Source organism: Clostridium sp. AF37-5 (assembly GCF_003477605.1).
Classification (GTDB): Bacteria; Bacillota; Clostridia; order Lachnospirales; family Lachnospiraceae; genus Eubacterium_F.
This window is the reverse complement of record NZ_QUDR01000011.1, coordinates 32,164-53,133: the sequence shown is the minus strand read 5'-3', so window position 1 is coordinate 53,133 and position 20,970 is coordinate 32,164. Positions and strand designations below refer to the sequence as shown.

Annotated in this window: 19 protein-coding genes; 8 read left to right on the top strand and 11 right to left on the bottom strand. The window is 41.8% G+C overall.

What is annotated here, in order from left to right:
- Window positions 1-180: 180 nt before the first annotated feature.
- Entirely contained in the window at window positions 181-1,593 is a 1,413-nt protein-coding gene (locus DW019_RS08460) for an ATP-binding protein (protein ID WP_117478211.1), read from the top strand.
- 42 nt (window positions 1,594-1,635) lie between these two features.
- Here DW019_RS08460 and DW019_RS08455 read toward each other — a convergent pair whose 3' ends face one another.
- The 6 genes from DW019_RS08455 to DW019_RS08430 form a co-directional block, all read right to left on the bottom strand.
- The gene (locus DW019_RS08455; RefSeq protein ID WP_182431078.1) at window positions 1,636-2,376 is read right to left on the bottom strand and encodes a zinc ribbon domain-containing protein; all 741 of its coding nucleotides are present in this window, start codon (window positions 2,374-2,376) and stop codon (window positions 1,636-1,638) included.
- A 241-nt stretch (window positions 2,377-2,617) separates the two neighbouring features.
- Window positions 2,618-3,076, bottom strand: coding sequence for a hypothetical protein (locus tag DW019_RS08450; protein WP_118443101.1), 459 nt, complete (start codon window positions 3,074-3,076; stop codon window positions 2,618-2,620).
- Window positions 3,077-3,151: 75 nt separating this feature from the next.
- Window positions 3,152-3,883, bottom strand: a complete 732-nt coding sequence (locus DW019_RS08445) for a lysophospholipid acyltransferase family protein (protein ID WP_117478208.1) — start codon at window positions 3,881-3,883, stop codon at window positions 3,152-3,154.
- Window positions 3,884-3,898: 15 nt separating this feature from the next.
- Window positions 3,899-4,771 (bottom strand): M15 family metallopeptidase, encoded by an 873-nt coding sequence (locus DW019_RS08440; protein ID WP_022376283.1) that lies wholly within the window; start codon window positions 4,769-4,771, stop codon window positions 3,899-3,901.
- A 111-nt stretch (window positions 4,772-4,882) separates the two neighbouring features.
- Window positions 4,883-5,359, bottom strand: a complete 477-nt coding sequence (locus tag DW019_RS08435; protein ID WP_118443100.1) for a QueT transporter family protein — start codon at window positions 5,357-5,359, stop codon at window positions 4,883-4,885.
- Between the two features lie 71 nt (window positions 5,360-5,430).
- Window positions 5,431-5,697: a TIGR03905 family TSCPD domain-containing protein gene (locus DW019_RS08430; RefSeq protein WP_118443099.1), complete on the bottom strand. Its 267-nt coding sequence runs from the start codon at window positions 5,695-5,697 to the stop codon at window positions 5,431-5,433.
- Between the two features lie 91 nt (window positions 5,698-5,788).
- On the opposite strand from DW019_RS08430, the gene DW019_RS08425 reads away from it, so the two are divergent.
- Window positions 5,789-7,180: a CCA tRNA nucleotidyltransferase gene (locus DW019_RS08425; RefSeq protein ID WP_242989351.1), complete on the top strand. Its 1,392-nt coding sequence runs from the start codon at window positions 5,789-5,791 to the stop codon at window positions 7,178-7,180.
- A gap of 19 nt (window positions 7,181-7,199) precedes the next feature.
- Window positions 7,200-9,101 carry a GGDEF domain-containing protein gene (locus DW019_RS08420; RefSeq protein ID WP_118443098.1) on the top strand — a complete coding sequence of 634 codons (1,902 nt, stop codon included), beginning with the start codon at window positions 7,200-7,202 and terminating at the stop codon, window positions 9,099-9,101.
- Here the strand turns inward: DW019_RS08420 and hydF are convergent.
- Both hydF and DW019_RS08410 read right to left on the bottom strand, forming a co-directional pair.
- Window positions 9,093-10,298: a [FeFe] hydrogenase H-cluster maturation GTPase HydF gene (gene hydF / locus DW019_RS08415; RefSeq protein WP_117478204.1), complete on the bottom strand. Its 1,206-nt coding sequence runs from the start codon at window positions 10,296-10,298 to the stop codon at window positions 9,093-9,095. The two genes, DW019_RS08420 and hydF, sit on opposite strands and share 9 nt — an antisense overlap.
- 73 nt (window positions 10,299-10,371) lie before the next feature.
- Window positions 10,372-10,740: a hypothetical protein gene (locus DW019_RS08410; RefSeq protein ID WP_117478203.1), complete on the bottom strand. Its 369-nt coding sequence runs from the start codon at window positions 10,738-10,740 to the stop codon at window positions 10,372-10,374.
- 713 nt (window positions 10,741-11,453) lie between these two features.
- Here DW019_RS08410 and DW019_RS15055 point away from each other — a divergent pair.
- Window positions 11,454-11,606, top strand: a complete 153-nt coding sequence (locus DW019_RS15055; RefSeq protein ID WP_022377772.1) for a hypothetical protein — start codon at window positions 11,454-11,456, stop codon at window positions 11,604-11,606.
- A gap of 107 nt (window positions 11,607-11,713) precedes the next feature.
- Window positions 11,714-13,234 (top strand): carboxylesterase family protein, encoded by a 1,521-nt coding sequence (locus DW019_RS08400; RefSeq protein WP_118443097.1) that lies wholly within the window; start codon window positions 11,714-11,716, stop codon window positions 13,232-13,234.
- Between the two features lie 217 nt (window positions 13,235-13,451).
- Here DW019_RS08400 and DW019_RS08395 read toward each other — a convergent pair whose 3' ends face one another.
- The 3 genes from DW019_RS08395 to DW019_RS08385 form a co-directional block, all read right to left on the bottom strand.
- The gene (locus tag DW019_RS08395; protein ID WP_118443096.1) at window positions 13,452-13,910 is read right to left on the bottom strand and encodes a hypothetical protein; all 459 of its coding nucleotides are present in this window, start codon (window positions 13,908-13,910) and stop codon (window positions 13,452-13,454) included.
- 43 nt (window positions 13,911-13,953) lie between these two features.
- The gene (locus DW019_RS15050) at window positions 13,954-14,805 is read right to left on the bottom strand and encodes a YIP1 family protein (RefSeq protein ID WP_182431077.1); all 852 of its coding nucleotides are present in this window, start codon (window positions 14,803-14,805) and stop codon (window positions 13,954-13,956) included.
- 89 nt (window positions 14,806-14,894) lie between these two features.
- On the bottom strand, window positions 14,895-16,622 hold the full coding sequence (locus DW019_RS08385) for a DUF885 domain-containing protein (RefSeq protein WP_118443095.1): 1,728 nt from the start codon (window positions 16,620-16,622) through the stop codon (window positions 14,895-14,897).
- 125 nt (window positions 16,623-16,747) lie between these two features.
- On the opposite strand from DW019_RS08385, the gene DW019_RS08380 reads away from it, so the two are divergent.
- The 3 genes from DW019_RS08380 to DW019_RS08370 all read left to right on the top strand — a co-directional run bounded on the left by DW019_RS08380 (window position 16,748) and on the right by DW019_RS08370 (window position 20,949).
- Complete coding sequence (locus DW019_RS08380) at window positions 16,748-17,746, top strand: hypothetical protein (protein ID WP_117478197.1); 999 nt, start codon at window positions 16,748-16,750, stop codon at window positions 17,744-17,746.
- A 71-nt stretch (window positions 17,747-17,817) separates the two neighbouring features.
- Window positions 17,818-19,119: a PEGA domain-containing protein gene (locus DW019_RS08375; RefSeq protein ID WP_118443094.1), complete on the top strand. Its 1,302-nt coding sequence runs from the start codon at window positions 17,818-17,820 to the stop codon at window positions 19,117-19,119.
- Between the two features lie 90 nt (window positions 19,120-19,209).
- Window positions 19,210-20,949 carry a phospho-sugar mutase gene (locus tag DW019_RS08370; protein WP_347461395.1) on the top strand — a complete coding sequence of 580 codons (1,740 nt, stop codon included), beginning with the start codon at window positions 19,210-19,212 and terminating at the stop codon, window positions 20,947-20,949.
- The last annotated feature ends 21 nt before the right edge of the window (window positions 20,950-20,970 follow it).

Sequence of the window (20,970 nt, the reverse complement as noted above, 5' to 3'; positions counted from 1 at the left end):
GCGAAATATGATGTATGTTATGTGCATGATAAAACATTAAAGACGGACTGGCATTGGGTAAATTATATAAAGATGCGATGCAGGTATTGCTGTCAGTGGCAGAAAATGAAACTTGAAGAATGGATTCATACAAAATGGACATAATGGGAAAGTATTGGTTTATAGAGGAGGTGGTTTTTAATGGATATAAAGCAGTTAATTGGTGAAACCACGTATTATGACAAGAAGCTTGCGCTAGAGACAAAAAGACCTAAAAGCTGGTGTAAAAGTATCAGTGCATTTGCAAATTGTTTTGGTGGCAAGCTGGTATTCGGTGTAGCAGATGATGATGAGTTGGTGGGGCTTGCTAATGCAGAAGAAGATGCAGAAAAAATTAGTGAGGCAATTAAAATACATTTAAATCCTATACCAGATGTTAAACTTTCTTTTCAAAAAGATGGAGCAAAGACGTTTATTATTGTAGAAGTAATGAAAGGACAGCAGACGCCATATTATTATGATGGAGATGGGCAGCTTGTTGCATTTATGCGCATAGGAAATGAAAGTGTTCCAGCTACACCGTCCCAGTTAAGAGAGTTAGTACTTCGTGGAAGTGGAGAAAGCTATGATAGTCTGAAATCAAGATATGATTTTAGTGATATGTCTTTTACAAAATTAAAATCGGTATATAAGAAGAGAACAGGAAATACATTTGATGATACAGATTATGAATCTTTTGGTTTGGTTGATGAAAATGGAAATCTTACCAATGCAGGTGCACTTTTGGCAGATGAATCTCCAGTGCGTCACTCTAGATTGTTTTGCACAAGATGGAATGGATTAACTAAGGCATCAGGAATAGTGGATGCACTTGATGATAAGGAATATTCAGGAAGCCTTGTAACTTTATTGCAGTCCGGAACGGAATTCATTAGAAATAATTCAAAGAAGGCATGGCGGAAGGTGGATGATGGCAGAATAGATATGCCTGATTATCCGGAGCGAGCAGTGCTTGAAGGTTTAGTAAATGCTCTGATTCATCGAAGTTATACGGATATAGGAAGTGAAGTTCATATAGATATGTTCGATGATAGAATAGAAATATATTCACCGGGAGGAATGGTAAGTGGTATATCTTTAAAAGGAAAAGATATGTTGAAGATTCCTTCAAAACGAAGGAATCCAATTTTAGCTGATATTTTCAGTCGTTTAAAATACATGGAACGTAGAGGCAGTGGTTTTAAGAAAATTTTGGCAGACTACGAGGAACAGGTAGAATTTGATGAGACGAAGATGCCAGTCTTTGAAGCAGATTATGATGATTTTACATTGACTTTGTATAATTTGAATTATGTCGCTAATTATTTGGCAGAGACTAATGGAGTTGAAGACGGCACTCAAGACGGCACTCAAGGTGGCACTCAAGGTGGCACTCAAGAAAATATACAGACCCAAATTTTTGATATGATAAAAGAAAACGAAAAAATTTCTACATCCGATATTGCCATAAAGCTTGGTATCAGCGTAAGAACAGTAAAAAGAAGAATAAAACAAATGCCAAATGTGTCATATATTGGAAGTGGTTACAGCGGTCACTGGGAGATAGAAAAATAATAAATGGAGGTCGTACTTATAAAGTATGACCTCCATAAAAATTTACCGCTCCTCTTTTTTTGAATCTATTTTTGTTTGAGCATCCGTTATATCTTCTAAATAGTTATCCATTTTTTCATCATATTCTTTGTAATTATACCCATAACTTTCTTCCATTTTATACATATTAGTAACCGTTTCATGTGTACTAGAAATTATTTTTTTTAACTCTAATATATTTTTGCTCTTGGACTTAATACGAGCTAGTTTTGCATATAAATCTTTTTCTTTTCCGACATCTTCTACACATTCATCTAATAAACTTTCAACATAACTGCTACTACTAAATTCTGAAAGTGCGTCATTGAAGTCACTATAAAAAGCCCCTTTTGAATCCTTTGTAAAATCATCTGTTTCATCCGATTCAATATTCCAAATGCAATTATACCACACTTTTCTTTTTTGACTTGTATAATCAAGCCAATATTCATGTATATCTCTTAATGCTTTGGAATAGGTATCACAATAATTATAGAATTGTTCCTCTTGCTTTTTTACTTGCTCTTTCATCAATTTTTCTTCTTTATTTGACTTAATTTGTTTTCCTATAAAAAAAGTTGCCAACCCTATAACCACAAGTATTAAGAAAATAATTAAACTAATTATAATGATTTTTTTTGAGCTTTTTCCTTTTCCTTTCTGCTGTTCTTTTATATGGTCTGTTATGGTTGCTCCACAATTGGGACAAAAAGATACAGTATCACTGATTTTCTTTTTGCATTCAGGACACTTAATTAAACTCATAAAACAATCTCCTTCCGTTATTTTATTTATAAATAATAGCATATGAGTAAAATATGTCAAACCTTGTTGGATTAAAGAATGGAGAAGGGAGGGGGGTGGAAAAGGGGAGATACGAAAAGTAACGTCCCTAATCTGCAAGCTTCTCTTTCCCTTATCCGCAAGCAGAAACATAGAAAAACAGCAAGCTATATTTGCGTGAGCAAATATCCCGCTTGCTGCTTTTTCTATCTTTCTGCGATATTTATCTTCCTGCCTTTTTCAATGCTTTCAATTTACTTCTTTGCCAGAATCCGAGTTTTTCTTCCGGATTGTCAAGCACGTTACGTCCTTTGACGCCCATAATGTAAATTCCGCTGATGACAACTTTTAATTCTTTCTTTACCGGGAGAACCGGGAAGATTTTTTCGTCACACATCAAAGACATTACTTTTGGTCCGATTTTAGCTTTGACAATCGGTACTTTTGAGCCACGGAGATATTTCGGTGTGTTTTCCAAAACCATCTTTGGAAGACCGGAATCTTTTAATTTCATCCGCTTTTTGTCAATGACAAGAATGGTTGCTGTCTGGGATGCAGCCTGCATCTGTGCCTGTGATTCGTCCTGCTTCTTCTGCATTTTTTTGCCTAAGAAGTAAAGAACGACCATGACAACAACTAATACAATGGCAACAATTGCTAAAATAGTTAAAAAAATATGCATGGTTTGCGATTCCTCCACTTCATAAAAATTTCAAACTGGAACTATTCTATCATGGAATGGGAAAAAAAGAAAGGTTTAGCTGATTTTTTTTCGATTTTCCTCATACATTTCCTCAATAATTCCACGCACGTAAACGCCGAGGTGTTTTTTTGTTTCCTTATCCAGCTCTTCCGGATAAATTGGTTTTCCGTATTCAATCAGGATTTTTCCCTTTTTAATCCAAGGCAGATTATTTTCAAAAATATTTTCGGTGTTGCATAAGCAGACCGGGATAATCGGACATTTTCCCTTGGTGGCAATCTTCATACTGCCTTCTTTAAATTCAAGCAGTGTATCGGTTGCATTTCGGGTTCCCTCCGGTGCAATGTAAATGGAATAGCCGTTTTTTACGAGTGTGATGGCAGATAAAATAACCTGCAGATTCTGTTTTACATCGCCGCGGTCCATAAACAGACAATTTAAAAAATACATCCACTGTGCGACACAAGGCATTTTCTTAATTTCCATTTTCGAAATAAAAGCGGTCTGATTCGGAACCGTTGCGTAAGCTAAAATGATGTCATAAAAGCTTCGGTGGTTGGCGGCATACATTACCGGTGTGTCTTTCGGAATATTTTCTACGCCAATAATGGTCTTTTTGCAGCCCGAAACAAACATTACAAGATTAAACGCTCCCTTAACAATGACTTGTGCGATGTGGGCTGCCGCACGTGGGCTGATAAGCCGCACAATTGCTTCAATCAGGTACATTGGAAGGCTTAAAATCGTAATAACAACATATAAAATTAAAATAATAATGGTTCTCATACAAGTACCCCTTTTCTATTGATTTGGTGCCGGAGACGGCGGTGAGGTTTCATATTCATCGGGATTCTCCACATCGACTTTCGGTGTATTTTCATCCGCTTTTTGGTTGACACCATATAATTCCTCAAGTGTCAGCTTATTCTTTTTTAAGTAACTGGCATAGCTGACGCCGACATAGCGAATGTGCCATGGTTCGTAAGAATAGCCGGTAAGTTTTGTTTTTCCTTTCGGATAGCGGATAATATAGCCGTATTTGTGAGCATTTTTGGCGAGCCATCTACCCTCTTTGGTAGAGCCAAAACGCTCGGTCAATAAGCAGCCTACCGAACTGGCGGAAACATCAATTGTAAGACCTGTTTGATGTTCACTGCTGCCGGGTTTTGCGGATAAAGAATCCGTCGCTTTTTTTCCATGCAGTGCAACGTTTCTTGAGTAAATGGATTTCTGGCGTTCATACGAACGGTAGCCCGAAACACCATATAAAATAATGCCCTTTTTCTCGGCGGCACGAAACATTTTTGACAGTGCTTTGGATGCAACACGCCGCATTTTTCGTTTGTCGTCGTGTGAGTTCGAACTGAATCGAACGGAAATCTCGACCAAATCTTTTGGTACATAGGTCGATGGCAGCAGATAGTCGCGGCTTACAAGTGCCGTGTAACTGCCGGGTACTACATCTAAGGGAACCGTAACATTGTTTGTTGTAATGCTCTCAAGGTTTGAGGGAAGTAAAGGTGGCTCAGTCGGTTCCGGTTTTGTCGCAGATGGTGTTGTCACACGGGGCGTGGAAATGGAATCGGACGTTGTTTGTAAGTGCGTCTGTCTCCAGTAATAAATTCCTGCCACGGTGACAAAGAATACTGCGAAAATCAAAAGTATTCGCTTCATAAGTGTCTCTATCCTCAAATAACTGAATATTATCGTGTAAGCACGAAATTTTTATCCTAATATTACGATTATACCCTTATAAAGCGTAAAAATCAATGCCCGAAAATATTTTTAGAACAGTGAATGGTTCATTTTTTTTAGTGCTCCATATAAAAGCATACCAAGTAAATAACAGGAAATAATTTCTCCTGCGCCAACGGTTGCTATCATAAAAGGAAATGCGTCTGTTGCACCATAGGCAAAACGAAGGACAAATGGCACGATAATCATATTGGAAACAATTGGCGGAATTGGCACCAGCCATGTATGGCGGCGAAGTGCATACGAGCCGAGTGCACCGATTAAGGTAGCAACGCTTCCGAAAATAATATCGAGAAGAACACACCCGGTCAGGGTATTGCTCAATAGACATCCGATGACAAGTCCCGGAATTGCTGCCGGTGTAAAGGCTGGCAGTATGGTTAATGCTTCAGAAACACGAACTTGAATAACGCCGCTTGCAAAGGCGCTGAATACATAAGTCAACACGACATAGAGGGCAGCGATAACGGCTGCCTGACAGATAAATACTAATTTTTTGCTTTTCATTTTTTCTCTCCTTAGTTTTGTTTAATGAGTGGATGGTTTCGAACACTCAGTCAAAGCAGACCAATGTCTTACTAGGCATTGGCTGCTTTCTCAGCCTCATAGGCTTCTCTGACTGCATGAGCCAGCTGGTCGCCGCAGGAAGTGCCTTTAAATCCACACTGGATGCCGGATAATTTGTTTGAAATTTCATCTACGGTTAATCCATTAACCAGTGCAGGAATGGCTTTCAAATTTCCATCACAGCCACCATAAAACTTTACATTTGTGATAACGTCACCATTAATTTCCAAATCAATCTGTTTGGAACAAGTACCTTTTGTATAATAGGTGTAATTCATTATCCTTCCCTCCTTTCCTTCGCTCTACATTGTAGCGAAAATATGCTTGTTTGTCAAAGGAAAAAGCGGTATAATATGTTTGGGTGATAACGTGAAAATTCCTGAACAGGTAAAATCGATTATTGAGACATTAGAAGAAAATGGTTACGAGGCATATGCCGTGGGAGGCTGTGTCCGCGACACACTTTTGGGGCGCGTACCGGATGACTGGGATATTACAACGTCTGCGAATCCGATACAGGTGAAAGCCCTTTTTCGGCGTACCATTGATACGGGAATCCAGCATGGAACCGTGACGGTTATGATTGGTGATGACGGTTATGAAGTGACAACCTACCGCATGGACGGCGAATATGAAGACCACCGTCACCCGAAAGAAGTTTTATTTACGCCCAATTTGAATGAAGATTTAAAACGCCGTGATTTTACAATTAATGCGATGGCGTATAATCCGCGTGTTGGAATCGTAGATTTATATGGAGGGCGTGAAGATTTAGAAAAAAAAGTAATCCGTTGTGTCGGTGAGGCAAATGAGCGGTTTGATGAAGATGCACTCCGAATGCTGCGAGGGATTCGGTTTGCCGGACAGCTTCAGTTTGAACTGGAAGAAAAAACATTTTTGGCAATAAAGGAAAAAGCACCGACTTTGGTAAATGTGAGTGCCGAGAGAATCCGCACCGAACTTACCAAGCTTATTGTTTCAAAGGGAAGTGACAAATTACTGCTTGCCGTAGAGACGGGATTAAGCGCATATTTTCTGCCGGAACTTGAAAAAATGCTTGCCACGACGCAGGAAAATCCACATCACTGTTTTGATGTCGGACATCATTCGTTAGCGGCCATTTCTCATATTAATGATTTGGGAGAGCAGGCGGGATTTCGCACAAAAGAGCGGGTAATGTTAGCTTATGCTGCGCTTCTTCATGATGTGGCAAAACCGGACTGCAAGCAGGTTGATGATGAAGGAATTGCCCATTTTTATAAACATCCGGAGTACGGAGCTAAGAAGGCGAGGGGAATTCTCCGCCGGTTAAAATTTGATAATGAAACCGTGGCAACGGTAACGACGTTAATTCGTTATCACGACAGACGTCATGAAAACTGCGTTTTGTCAGATGAGCCGCAGCCGAGAAAAGCAAAGCAGGCGATGCGGCGGTTGATGAATCAGGCAGGGACGGATTTAATGCCGCTTTTGTTTACTTTACAGCAGGCGGATTTGTTGTCACAGAGTGAATATAAACAGAAGGAAAAATTGATGCGCTTAGAGGCTGCGAAGCGCTGCTATCGGGAAATATGCGAGGCGGGCGAGGCAGTCTGTGTGAAAGATTTGACAATTGGTGGCCGTGAGTTGATACAGATGGGGATGACACCGGGACCGGCAATTGGCGAAATGTTGCAACAGTTATTGGAGCATGTGTTGGCGCATCCGGAAGATAACGAGAAAGAGAAACTGCTCTTTTTAGCGAAAGAGTGGAAAAAATAAACGGAGAGGGAGTGATTCGATGTTTCATAATAGTCGAAAAACGATTGGTGTGTTTTTGGAGCGTTCTGCGAGCGAATTTCAAAACCGTTTATGCCAGGGAATTATTACCGGGGCAAAGGAACTTGGTTATAATGTTGCTGTGTTTTCCAATTATGGTAATTATGGACAGAACCACCGCTATTTTATCGGAGATCAGACATTGTGGGAACTGCCGCCTTACGAAGAGTTAGACGGTGTTGTTTTAGCGCTTGATACGATGGAGGAAATCGTCAGCAGAGAGCACATTATTAAGAACATAAGAGAACGCTGTCACTGTCCGATTATCAGTATCCGCGAGCTTTTGGTCGGAGCAAATAATCTGCTTGTTGATAACAGCAGCTGTATGGAAGGGCTGCTTGATCATTTTGTCAAGGAACATGGGATGAAAAAACTGTGTTTTATGACAGGACCAGAAGACCACTGGGATGCACAGGAGAGACTTCTTTGTTTTAAGCGTAAAATGAATGAATATGGACTTTCCTGTGGGGAGCATCAGATTTTTTATGGAGATTTTTGGAAAAACAAAGGCAAAGAGGCGTGCGACTGGTTTTTGGCAGAAGGTGAACCGCAGCCGGAGGGAATTATCTGCGCCAATGATTATATGGCGACAGCCGTTGCCAGTGAACTTATTCGGCGTGGGTATCGTATTCCTCAGGATATTGCGGTGAGTGGGTACGACGGTATGCGCAGTTCTCTCGCATTTACACCATGTATTACGACGGCAACGGTTCCGTTTTTTGAAATGGGCAGGCGGGCAGTACAAATTATTGATAAAAAGCAGGATTGCCCGGAAAAAGTGGAGAATGTTTTTTTTGATGCTGTTTTGCAGCCGAGGGAATCATGTGGCTGTATGGCAAGTGAGGGACAGGAGATCATGACCATCCGTCGGCGTATGTATGAGACTGAAAACATTAGCCAGAACCGTGAAATGCAGTTTCATTTTATGTCGATTCATATGAGTGAATGTCATACGATTGATGAAGTCGGACAGAAAATCGGACGTTATATTTATAATATTGAAGGCTTTAAAGATTACTGCATGTGTTTGTGTGAGGGCTGGCTGGAAAAAAAAGAGTTCAAAGGCTTTACCGATAAAATGGAAATGCCGATTGCTATTCGTAATCGGGAAAATATCAGCCCAACGAGAGAACATTTTGACCGCAGAGAACTGATTCCTAAATGCATGAGCAGCGAAGAGCCGCAGATGTGGTTTTTGGCACCGCTTCATTTTCAGGATTTATGTTTTGGCTATGAGGCGCTGCAATTTATAGATGTCGAAACAACGGGACGGCTGTATATGTATTGGAACATTATTATCGGCAATCTTCTTCAGGACATTATGACATATCAGAAAATGCAGAAACTTGTTGTAAAACTGGAAGAAATGTATGACCGCGATGCGCTGACCGGGATGTACAACCGACGCGGTTTTGAGAATCGCGGGAATCCGATGTTCGAGCAGGCAAAAGAGGAGGGAAAGCAGATTTTCCTTGCGATTATCGATATGGATGGTATGAAGCAAATTAACGACAATTATGGTCACATAGAAGGCGATTATGCATTGAAAAAAGTGCATGAAGCGATTCATCATGCATGTCCGGATGCGGTGATTCAGGCACGTACCGGTGGTGATGAATTTGAAATTATTGCCGAAGATATTGCAGAAAATGAGGGGGTTCATTATCTGGAAGAATTGGTTGCTTATCTGGATGCGTTCAATGAGAGTGGCGGTAAAGAATATGATATTCACGCCAGTTATGGGTATGCCTGCCGCGTTCCTTCGCAGCAGGATACCATGGAAATTTTCATTAAAGAAAGTGATGAAATCATGTATCGGAATAAAGTAATTAATAAAATTAACCGTGGCGAGGCGTTACGATAACTCGTCAGCAAATGGGGCGATACTTCTTTTGAGTACGCCCTTTAATTGTGCAATCATCGTGCCATAGTTGACAATTGGGACATTCTGGTCTTTTGCTTCAGCGATGCGAAATGCCATTTCCCGCTTGCTTAAGGTGCATCCGCCACAGTGGACAATCAGCCGGTACGGACTCAAATTTTCCGGAAATCCACCGCCGCTTGATGTGGCAAAGTTTAATTTTTTACCGGTGTACTCGGAAATCCAGCGTGGAAGTTTTACCGTTCCAATGTCATCGCACTGTCTGTGGTGTGTGCATCCCTCTGCCATCAGAATCGTGTCGCCGTCTTTTAATTTATCAAGCATTTTTACTCCGTCAATCTGTGTCTGCAAATCTCCCTTATACCGGGAAAAAAGAATCGAGAAAGAAGTGAGCGGAATATTTTTTGGCGTGTCTTTTGATACACTTGCAAATGCCTGGGAGTCCGTAATGACAAGTTTTGGTGGCTGGCCCAGCTTTTTCAAAGTGTCTGCAAGTTCGGTATCCCGGCATACAATAGCGGTCGCTCCGGATTCCAGCACATCTCGAATTACCTGCTGCTGCGGCAGAATCAGACGTCCCTTTGGTGCCGCCGAGTCAATCGGAACGACAAGAACGACAAAATCGAGTGGGGAGAGCAAATCACCAACGATTTTTCCGGTCTGGTCATCTGTCGGCAGTTTTGTCGTCATAAGTTCTTTCAATTCATGAATGTGATACCCTGTTTTGGAACTAACACATAAATCTCCATATGCCTGAATTGCTGCTTCATTTTCAGCCCATAAATCCTGTTTGTTCAACACAACAATTGAAGGAATATTTTTCTTTTTCGTCAGGGCAAGAATCTGGTGCTCAAAAGAAAAATCTTTTGCTGCCTCGTTTCCATCGGCAACAATTAACGCTAAGTCCGTTTTATTTAAAACGCTTCGCGCCTTTTTGATGCGCTCTTCGCCCAACACGCCTTCATCGTCAAGTCCCGGTGTGTCGATTAGCATAACCGGACCAAGCGGTAAAATTTCCATTGCCTTGTAAACCGGGTCAGTTGTGGTTCCCAGTACATCGGATACAATGGCTAAGTCCTGTCCGGTTATGGCGTTAATGAGACTTGATTTTCCGGCATTTCGCCGTCCAAATAAAGCAATGTGGATTCGTTCTCCCTTTGGTGTTGTGTTCATTGACATAATCTGTCATCCTTTCTTAAAAAGGCGGTATCTTGTAAGATAACCGCCTTTGGTCTGCTATAATAACTGTTTATTATTTGTAAAGAGTGATATTTCCGATAATCGGAAGTTTCTTTGGCTCGCCGGAGCAGGCATTTACAATGCCGACAATAGCGAATGCTAAACAAACCAATCCAATCAGTCCGGTTATAAGTGTTCCCACAAAGGATAAGATTCCGAAGCTTGTAACAGAGATTACAAAGGAAATACCATTGCCGATTATGTTAAGTGCTACACTGAAAATAAAAAGCACAATTCCCTGATTTGTATGGAATCTTGCGTATTGTGAATCTTTTGCTGCAAGTAGCGGAATCAGGAAAAGAATTCCGAAATAAGCTAAAATCCCCATAACTTTGTTATTTTGTACATCCTCTGAATTAAAAACAATGTTTTCTTCGTTCATTTGATAAACTCCTTTCGTTTCTGTTTTAGCAGAAATTGGTTTCGCATGGTACTATCATAGCTTATGTGGGGGGGATTTTCAAGGGGTGTTATTTTTTTGTTTTCCGTAATTCAGTAGAAAAACTTTGCGTCTCGTGGGCGCTCTCGCTCGTTGAGTGCGTAGCGGTATGGGCACTGAAACTACCAGTGCCACATACCGACGTACTCAAAACCCACTTGTCACAAAGCTTTTCTACTGAATTACGGAAAACAAAAAAAGATAACGCATCATATGGGGAAGGCAGGGTTGGAGCCAATTAATCTTCGCAGAATAGAGGGTCCATCGAAACTTATGCAACCTAAATCTTTACAAAAGCAAAAAGAGTTGCATCCGTTTTAAAATGAAGCGAAAAAAAACAACCAAAAAGAAAAAATTAGCAGAAAGGGTTGCATATAACCTGCGATTTTCCTTGATTAGGCTTAATTATAAGGCAAAAATGCAACTCTATGAGGCAAAACAAGCAAAAAGAGTTGTCACAGAACCAATAAACACACCTAGAACAAAAAAGATTAATGGCAGTTTCTTCGGTTTCCGTAATCTAGGAGAAGGGCTTTGTGACGAGTGGGCACAAAGCCCTTCTCCTAGATTACGGAAACCAAAAAAAGTACCATCCCCCCCTTGTGAACCCCCCTCTTTTATGCTACAATAAATATATCAATAAAAGGAGGGGAATCATGGAACAGTTTTTGACGGATGATGATCTCCTTGGACTGTTAGAGGAACTCGATCAGGAGGACGCTGAGATTGAAGAATTAGAATTTGAGATGGAGATGGAAGCCTCTAACCGCAGATACGAGGAGATTATTCAGAAACACCGTATGGTTTAAAGAAGCACTTTCGATTATGAGAGTGCTTCTTTTTCGACACAGATCAATCGTGTATTCATAAAATTTCTAAGAGTTTGTTTTGGGGAAAGAAAAAAGGAGGTTTTTTGATGATACGAGAGGCAAAGACTGAAAACGGATGGGTGCGCGGAATTGAAGCAGCGGATCCTAGAATTACTGTATTTAAGGGAATCCCATTTGCGGCACCACCAATTAGAGAAAATCGCTGGCGTGCACCGCAGCCGGCGGCTGACTGGGAGGGAATCAGGGATGCATCTCGATTTGCACCGATTTCCATGCAGAGCATACCGGGACTTGGAACAGACGTGTATTGCAAAGAGTGGCATGTAGATCCGGAGATTCCTATGGACGAAGATTGTTTGTACCTGAATGTGTGGACAAGTGCAAAGACTGTAGATGAAAAACAGCCGGTTTTAGTATGGTATTTTGGCGGCGGGCTGCAGTGGGGTTATCCATCCGAAATGGAATTTGATGGAGAGCGGCTTGCTAAAAGAGGTGTCGTTGTTGTGACAGTAAATTACCGTATCAACTGTTTTGGATTTCTTGCTCATAAAGATTTGACCAAAGAGGCACCGGAAGCACCGACAAACTTTGGAAATCTTGACCAGCAGGCAGGGCTTCGCTGGGTTGTACGAAATATTGCGTCATTTGGCGGCGACCCAGAACAGATTACCATTGCCGGACAGTCGGCGGGGGCAGGGAGCGTACTGACACAGATGACCTGTCCGGATAACTTTGATTTGTTTCAGCGTGCAGTGATTATGAGCGGCATGATTCGAAGCCCATATGCTGAAGAGGGAATGGGAATTCCGCCATCGTTGGATGAGGCAGAGAAACTTGGTGAGAAATTTTTCGATTATCTTGGTGTGAAGACTCTGGCAGAGGCCAGGCAGCTGGATGCAAAATATATTCGTGATTGTTATGATAAATTTATGTATGAAAATGAAATTATGGTAACGTCAAGGGATAATAATATTTGTATCGGCGATCCGATTCGTTTGTTTGCGCAAGGGAAATATGCCGGTGTGCCTGTTCTTGCCGGAAATACGGAAGATGAGTTTCCATTTGTGATTGATGCGCAGAATGAAGAAGAACTTGAGAAGAAGGCAAGTGCTTGGTTTTGCAAAAAAGCGGAAGAGTTTCTTGCAATACCACAAGTGCATGAGCAAACGAAAGATGGTTATGCGCCCGTTAGCGGTATGGAACTTATGACAAAGGCCGCATTTCTTCTAAATGAAAAAAGTGTGAAGCCTGCAAACTGTTATTATTATCGTTTTGCGCCGGATATACCGGGAGAGGATCATCCGGGAACATTTCATTCCGTTGATTTGTGGTTTTTCTTTGAAACACTTGCCAAATGCTGGCGGCCATTTGTTGGCAGGCATTATGATTTAGCCAGACAAATGTGTAATTATTGGGCGAATTTTATCAAATACGGTGATCCAAATGGAACAGATGATGACGGAAAGGTTCTTCCAAAATGGAATCCGTATCAGGAAAATGACCGGGCAGAAATGGTGTTTACTGCACAAGGTGCAAAATCCGGAAATGAAAAAAATTCAAAGCTGATGGAGTTCCTTCTTAGTGACAGAATAGAACGAATGAAATAAAAAAGGCTGTCTGCTCTGACGATTGTTATATCGCAGAACAGGCAGTCTTTTTTTGGCATAAGCCACTTGATAAAATTTGAGTTTGAGAAACCTGTTTGCTATTATCGATGTTCAATATGATAAGCCCATGCTGTGATTGGACCGATAACAGCAATGCAAATAATTGTTTTAATTGCAAATATCATGGTTACGTCCTCCTTTCCCGACTTCTATGAAATCAGAAAAGGACCTGACGGTAGGTTTCTCCGTTTTGATTATGTATGTATCGTATCAAAAAATTTCTTAGATGATTGTCTTTTCTCTGCCGCCTGAGTCTTTGCAGAAAAACGAACTGCCAAAGGGCGAAACAAAGACCTAAAACGGAAAACCAAAGTTCCGGAATCGGTAGCCGAAAAGGAATCCGGTTTGATACACGAATTCTGGAAAGAAAGGATAATGGTTGTCCCTCTTTGCCGGCAGAAAGAACCCATCCGGAAAATGGGATGGAATCATTTGTGCCAATCTGTGTCTGCACCGGCTGCAATGACTGGTCTAATTCGTGGCTGCATGAGAAAATATTTCTGTCAAAAAGTGCCTTTTGAGGCAGAGACGATAAAAAAATGGCAAGGCAAAGGCTAAGCCACAGAAAAGTGGCATGTTTATGTAGATATCTGCCTTTTATACCTTGCTTAAACATATCAAAATCCTCACTTATTTTTTAAATTTTTTCACGCCGGCATTTAATTAAACCAATCACTCCATCGACTGTAGGAAGAGCCTTCAACAAACGTAAATATTTCTGTTGGCATTACAGCATTGAAAAGTGCTGCAAATATAACAAACAAAATATATAATACAACATATGTGCTGCCGACTATCAGGAAAGCACGGTTTGCGTTTACTTCAAAATTCTTCTCTACGGCAAGGATGCTTAAGAAAGCAGCAATGATTTCACCGAGGAAGAAGAAAAACATACCAATCTGTACGCTTGCCATGCCAAGTAAAAGACCGATAAAAGTCAGTGGCAGGCATACGAAACAGCGAATGGATGCTGTTGCCAGTGCGGATTTAAAAGTAACGTTAGCTTTCACTGCTTTTCCGATACCAAGATACATTCCCATTGCTGCTGCGGAGAGAGCAATCGAGAAGAAGAAGGTAAAGAAAAAGGAAATCACAAGGCTTATTGCGGAATTATGTTCAAGTCCTACACCGTAGTTTGTCAAAGCAAATAATCCGCTGAAAAGTGCCTGTGCGGCAATTAAAATCAATGCGGCAAGCCAGCTCTCTTTTTTTGCAAGAGCAGAAACAGCTTCTGCCGGGTTTTTCCAAATAGTTTTCAACGCAGTAACCAAATTTTCAAAGCCCTGTTTGATTTCACGTGAACTCTGACTTGGTGCAGCCTGTACCGGTGTAGGTGCCGGTGTAGGAGCCGGAGCCGGTGTTGGTGCAGCCTGTGGCGGTGTTACCGGATTCGGAGCAACGGGCGTTGGTGTTGGAGCAGCAGGTGCCGGATTTGGCGCTGCCTGTGCAGTGCAGTTACAAACTTCGCCTTCCTGAAGCGGACGGCCACATTGTGTACAAAAGTTTCCCATATAAATATTTCCTCCAATTTTTAATTGATTAGTTAGGTGAGATCTATAAAATAAATCTAATATCAATATATCATTGAACATCGGGAGTTTCAAGTTTTTTCTTTGAGCCAGCCGTTAATTTGCCTCTCTAAAACGGGAAAAGAAGTTGGTCCGGTATCCAATAAAAATGTGTGGAAGAGAAGCGGACTGTAATATTTTCCGGCTGCTTTTTGAAACGTATCACGAATCCGGCAGATTTCCAGATAACCAATCGTGTAAGGCAGGTAACTGCCGGGCGAGTCAATAATCGTTTCATAAATGGCTCTGGCATTATCTGTTGTTACAATCCCATGATTTGAAAGAAAATCGGAAAGTTTTTTCCGGTTCCAGTGTTTTGCATGAATGCCAATGTCGCAGAGCGCATACAGGCAGTGGGTGGAAATGGCATTGTTCTGCAAAATATCGATTTCCTCTTTCGTGGCATCTAAAAATTGGTAAGAATAGATTTCTGCATAGGTGGCGTAGCCTTCTGTGTATGCCGGAAAATTAAGGACATAACGCAGGGGATGCTTATTTTTTTCGCGAAAATAACAGTTCTGAAATAAGTGCCCCGGATAGCCCTCGTGTGCCAAGGTAGCATGCAAATTCTGGCGGCGGTACTTTGCCGCATGATTGATGTAAATCACATTGGTGGCAGGCTCGTCGATGGGCGGTGTGAGATAAAAGGCGGGACTTAAAAAGTTTTCTAACGAGGAATCGACGGCGCGGATGTGACAGGTCTGTTTTTTCAGTGCCGGAAAATCCGTGCGGATTTTTTTCTTTAAATGAGTAAGAATCGATTTTGGCTCTTCATATTTTGAAGTGTGCTTTTCGCAGGTCAAAAAGGACGAAGGTGACGTGGCGGCAAGGGTGGCAAGTTTTTGTTCGGATTCGCTTAGTTTTTTTGTCAGCATTTGAAATAAGGAATCCGGTGAAGATATTGTGCCGGTTTTTTCTTTTACCAGATATTCATAATAAGCACGGCCGCCTGTGTATGCGGCGAGGGCACCATCATTTGGAGCAAAGGGCAAAAGTTTACCTAATTCGGCAATTAGATTTTTATAGGCGGGGAAAAGCGAGTGAGAGAGAAGTTTCCTATGTTTTTCTAACCGCTCTTTCTTTTCGGAAGCAGAGAAAAAAGAGGCGGAATTTATGGATTTTTCAAAACTTTTCTCGATGGCATCTGTCCCTGATGAGTCGACAAATTCCTGACACTGTCTTATTGTGTGGCGAATGGTTGTGGCGGATGGCAGTGTGCCCTTTTTTTGCTTGGCTTTTTCTAAAGCGGTTAAAGAGTTAAAGTAGGCAGGGATGGACTTTAGTAAAGAAAAATACTGGTCATAATCCTGTTTGTCTGTAAGAATAAATTCACAGAGAAGAACCGGAAGCTGTGCCTGAATCCCACTCGAAGGGTCGAACGAATACGAATGAGCAAGCATGCGGATGTCCTCCTGTGACAGCGTAAGCGAGGCATCAAGTGTATCATAGAGAAGTCTGTCCTCGCGGGATAAATTTTTCGAGGCAAAGCTACGAAGTCTTGCAAGTGTATTTTCCGTCGAAGTCTGCATCTGCTTCAAATCGTGAAGGGAAAACGAAGAAAACCCATCAGGCAAATCCGTAATTCCGTATTTTTTCGGGGACATCAGCGTGTAATTGAGTGTTAAGGAGTCACTTGCGGCATAGGAGCGAAACGTTTCCATGCAAAAGGTGTTAAAGTCAGCGTTTGCATCCTGCCCGGTCTGACAGCCTGCAATGAAGAGGGAAAAAAGGAGAAAGAGCGCAAAAAATCTTTTTTTCATGAGGGCGCCTCCAAGACGTTTGTTCCCAGTGTATGAAAGCGGAAAAACATTTATGATATGGCATATTTTTCATTCTGATACATAAAATTTAAGGCAGACAAACGGAGACTGAGGAGGGGATATTTTTGGAAGACAGACGGGAATTAATTGAGAAAAAATACGGGTTTCAGGTGAAAAATCAATATCGGGCAAGGGGTGCCATCCTATTTGATACGAAAGACGGTCCTCTGCTGCTTCGTGAAAAAATGAAACTTACCGGACATTTTGAATGGGAAAATGAAGTGAAGGATCATTTGCGTAAAAACGGTATGACACTTTTAGATTTTGCCGTGAAAAATGTGGATGGAGAGTATTTGACAGAAGCGGAAGATGGGACAAAATATGTTTTGTACCGATGGTTTTTTGGAGAGGAATGTGACTGCAAAAATGTGACCACGATTCGCTTGATGGCAGAAAACTTAGGACAGCTCCACAGTAGTCTGCAAAACTTTTATGAGGAACCGGTTTTGCTTCAGCAGCCACTTTTATCCCGGTATGATAAACATAACAGGGAAATGAAACATGTGTATGGGTATATGCGTGGAAAGAAGAAAAAAACGGAATTTGAGCGGTATGCCATGCAGTGCTTTCCAAATTTCTATGAGCGTGCCATGCAGGTACGCAGCCAGCTATCCGAAAATCTCTATTACAAGGAACACAGTGGGCAGACCAAAGACGTCTGCCACGGGGAGTATAATTACCATAATCTGCTTTTAACCAAAAGCGGGCTCGCCACAACAAATTTTGAGCATGCCGCACCGGGAATGCAGCTTCTTGATATGGCGTATTTTATGAGAAAAGTCATGGAAAAGAATAAGTGGCAGGTGGAAAAAGGAGTAGTTTTGTGGAATGGTTACTGCGAGGGGGCAGGATGCAGTAAAAAAGAACTGGAATTTCTCATCACCATTTTGTCATATCCAATTAAATACTGGAAGCTTCTCAATCAGTACATCAACAGTAAAAAGACGTGGATTTCCAACAAAAACATGGAAAAATTAAAGGCTGTTTGTGAGCAGGAAGAGAGCAAAGATAAGTTTTTGCAGCAAATGCGAACATTTACGTTAGGGACTAGTCAGAAAGCCTAAAATGTGATACAATATAATTCTTAATATACGGAAGCATTTTGTCACGCAAAAAGAGTGTCAGGAGATAAAAAATGAAACAAGCGAAAATACAGATTTGTCTTTTTATTGTTTTGCTGGCTGGTCTGACCGGCTGCGGGTCAACTGCCAAAAAGGCGGAGGTGACGAACTCTCCGGAGCCGAGTGTCAGCTATGAGCAGGGGGCTGATTTTGTCGGCGCAGTTGGCGCTGTTGATGAAGAGCAGGGTACGATGGAATTTTATAATACAACATTCCAGACGATGGAGACGTATCCTTATACCGGTGGTACACAGATTTTGACAAAGAACAACAAACAAATGACGGCATCCGAAATTGAGCCGGGTGAAGTTTATGATGTGTATACAAGTGAAGATGGAAAAAAGGTTGAGAAGATGATACAGAACGCATCGGTTACCGAGCACGAGGGAGCTTCGCTCGAAATCAACCAGGACGAAAAACGGCTTACGGTGCGTGGTGTGAATTATGCCTATAACGATGACCTGCTTGTATTTTCAGATGGCAGACAGATTGACCCATTGGAGATTACGCCGGAGGATGAAGTGACTCTCCGCGGGATGAATGGACAAGCATTTTCTGTTGTTGTCACAAGGGGACATGGATATATCAAGCCGAATAATTTTAAGGATTTTACCGGCGGTACGGTTACGGTGCAGGGCGAGGCAATTCTCCCGGTCGCAAAGGATATGCTTTTGGTTGTGCCGGAGGGGCAGCAGCTTGTCACAATGAAAAATGGTGATTTGATGGCTGAAGTCACGGTAGAAGTAAAACGCGGACAGGTTACGAAAGTTGATATGGCGAAGTACCAGAATCAAGTGCCGGATACGGCGCGGGTTACATTTGATGTGAATCCACAGGGCGCAGAACTTTATGTAAACGGATCGATCACCGACCCGTCAAAACCTGTTTCTTTAAAATATGGTAATCATTCCGTGAAAGTTTCACTCGAGGGCTACGAAGATTACAGCGGTATTATTACCGTGAAGGATGCGAGTCTGACCGTTCACATTAATTTGGCAGAAGAAAGTGCGGATGTCGAGACCGATAGTTCCGAATCTTCCAGTTCAGTTTCCGATGATTCGTCCTCCTCTTCGAGTGAGAGCAGTGTCACTTATGATAACGACCATAAGGTTACGGTAAGTGCGCCGGTTGGTGCCGCCGTTTATGTCAACGGAACTTATAAGGGAGAGGTGCCCTGCAGTTTTACGAAAATGATAGGAAATGTAACACTTTCTCTTACAAAAGATGGTTATGAGACAAAAACCTATGCCGTTGAAATATCGGATGACAGCAAGGATATTTCCTGGAGTTTTCCGGATTTGACAAAAAATAGTTAAGTAAATTTCCCGAAAGGGTGAATATCACTTTTTAGAAAGTGAAATAAATTAAAAAAGCAGGCCACACATGGATGTGGCAGCAAGGAGGAAATTATGGACTACAAGAAAACATACGAAGCTTGGTTATCAAATCCATATTTTGATGACGACACAAAGAAAGAGCTTGAGAGTATTGCCGGGGATGAAAATGAAATCAAAGAGCGTTTTTATGCGGACCTTGAGTTTGGTACAGCCGGTCTCCGTGGTATTATCGGGGCAGGAACAAACCGTATGAATGTTTATACGGTACGCAAAGCGACACAGGGACTTGCCAACTACATCATCAAACAGAACGGACAGAAAAAGGGCGTGGCAATTGCTTTTGATTCCCGCCGGATGTCACCGGAATTTGCAGATGAAGCGGCTTGTTGTTTGGCAGCAAATGGAATTAAAGCTTATGTTTTTGAATCACTTCGACCGACACCGGAATTGTCCTTTGCCGTTCGTGAGTTAGGATGTATTTCCGGTATTAACATTACTGCCAGCCATAACCCGCCGGAATACAACGGCTACAAAGTATACTGGGAAGATGGTGCACAGATTACACCGCCTCATGATACCGGAATTATGGATGAGGTGAAAGCGGTAACCGATTATGCGGCCGTTAAGACAATGGACAAAGAAGAGGCAAAGAAAGCCGGTTTGTATGAGAATATCGGAAAAGCTGTTGATGACCGTTATATGGAGGAACTTAAGAAAAATGTTCTTCATCCGGATTGCATTAAGAAAGCGTCAGCAGATTTGAAAATTGTTTATACCCCACTTCACGGAACCGGAAATCTGCCGGTACGCCGTATTTTGAAAGAACTTGGTTTTAAAAATGTATTTGTTGTACCGGAGCAGGAACTGCCGGATGGTGAATTCCCTACCGTCAGTTATCCGAATCCGGAAGCACCGGAAGCATTCGAACTTGCTCTTAAACTGGCAAAAGAAAAAGATGCCGATTTAGTTCTGGCAACGGACCCGGATGCGGACCGCCTTGGTGTTTATGTAAAAGATACCAAATCCGGTGAGTATATCTGCTTAACCGGAAATATGTCGGGAAGTTTTCTTGCCGATTATGAAATTGGACAGAAACTTGCACTGGAAGGAAAACTTCCGGAAGATGGCGAGTTGATTAAGACGGTTGTTACTTCAAACCTCGTAGATGCGATGGCAAAATATTATGGTATCAAAGTGACCGAGTGCCTGACCGGATTTAAGTGGATTGGAAGAGAGATTCTCCGCATGGAGACAACCGGAAAAGGCCACTATCTGTTCGGCTTTGAGGAAAGTTATGGCTGCTTGATTGGAACGCATGCAAGAGATAAGGATGCGATTGTGGCATCGATGGCACTTTGCGAGGCGGCTGCTTATTATAAACTGCGAGGCAAAACAATTTGGGATGCTATGTTAGATATGTATGAGAAATACGGCTACTACAAAGATAATGTAATTGCCATTACGCATAAAGGTATTGAGGGACTGCAGAAGATTCAGTCGATTATGGATAATCTCCGTAAAAATCCGCCGATGAAATTTGGTAATTACGATGTGACGGCAGTAAGAGATTATTTGAAAGATGAAATCGTAAATGTTAAGACCGGCGAGAAGAAACCAACCGGTATTCCAAAGTCCAACGTACTCTATTTTGAATTGACCGAGGATGCATGGCTTTGTGTTCGTCCATCCGGTACGGAGCCAAAGATTAAACTTTACTTTGGTGTTGTTGGTAAAGATTTGGCAGATGCCGATGAAAAATCAGAAAAACTGGCTGTAATTGTAAAGGACTTGCTGAATCAGTTAGGATAAAATAAATGCAGGGGGTGAACA

Coding starts and splice junctions, on each gene's coding strand:
- DW019_RS08460 (WP_117478211.1), top strand. CDS start 181: ATGGATATAAAGCAGTTAATTGGTGAAACCACGTATTATGACAAGAAG.
- DW019_RS08455 (WP_182431078.1), bottom strand. CDS start 2,376: ATGAGTTTAATTAAGTGTCCTGAATGCAAAAAGAAAATCAGTGATACT.
- DW019_RS08450 (WP_118443101.1), bottom strand. CDS start 3,076: ATGCATATTTTTTTAACTATTTTAGCAATTGTTGCCATTGTATTAGTT.
- DW019_RS08445 (WP_117478208.1), bottom strand. CDS start 3,883: ATGAGAACCATTATTATTTTAATTTTATATGTTGTTATTACGATTTTA.
- DW019_RS08440 (WP_022376283.1), bottom strand. CDS start 4,771: ATGAAGCGAATACTTTTGATTTTCGCAGTATTCTTTGTCACCGTGGCA.
- DW019_RS08435 (WP_118443100.1), bottom strand. CDS start 5,359: ATGAAAAGCAAAAAATTAGTATTTATCTGTCAGGCAGCCGTTATCGCT.
- DW019_RS08430 (WP_118443099.1), bottom strand. CDS start 5,697: ATGAATTACACCTATTATACAAAAGGTACTTGTTCCAAACAGATTGAT.
- DW019_RS08420 (WP_118443098.1), top strand. CDS start 7,200: ATGTTTCATAATAGTCGAAAAACGATTGGTGTGTTTTTGGAGCGTTCT.
- hydF (WP_117478204.1), bottom strand. CDS start 10,298: ATGTCAATGAACACAACACCAAAGGGAGAACGAATCCACATTGCTTTA.
- DW019_RS08410 (WP_117478203.1), bottom strand. CDS start 10,740: ATGAACGAAGAAAACATTGTTTTTAATTCAGAGGATGTACAAAATAAC.
- DW019_RS15055 (WP_022377772.1), top strand. CDS start 11,454: ATGGAACAGTTTTTGACGGATGATGATCTCCTTGGACTGTTAGAGGAA.
- DW019_RS08400 (WP_118443097.1), top strand. CDS start 11,714: ATGATACGAGAGGCAAAGACTGAAAACGGATGGGTGCGCGGAATTGAA.
- DW019_RS08395 (WP_118443096.1), bottom strand. CDS start 13,910: ATGTTTAAGCAAGGTATAAAAGGCAGATATCTACATAAACATGCCACT.
- DW019_RS15050 (WP_182431077.1), bottom strand. CDS start 14,805: ATGGGAAACTTTTGTACACAATGTGGCCGTCCGCTTCAGGAAGGCGAA.
- DW019_RS08385 (WP_118443095.1), bottom strand. CDS start 16,622: ATGAAAAAAAGATTTTTTGCGCTCTTTCTCCTTTTTTCCCTCTTCATT.
- DW019_RS08375 (WP_118443094.1), top strand. CDS start 17,818: ATGAAACAAGCGAAAATACAGATTTGTCTTTTTATTGTTTTGCTGGCT.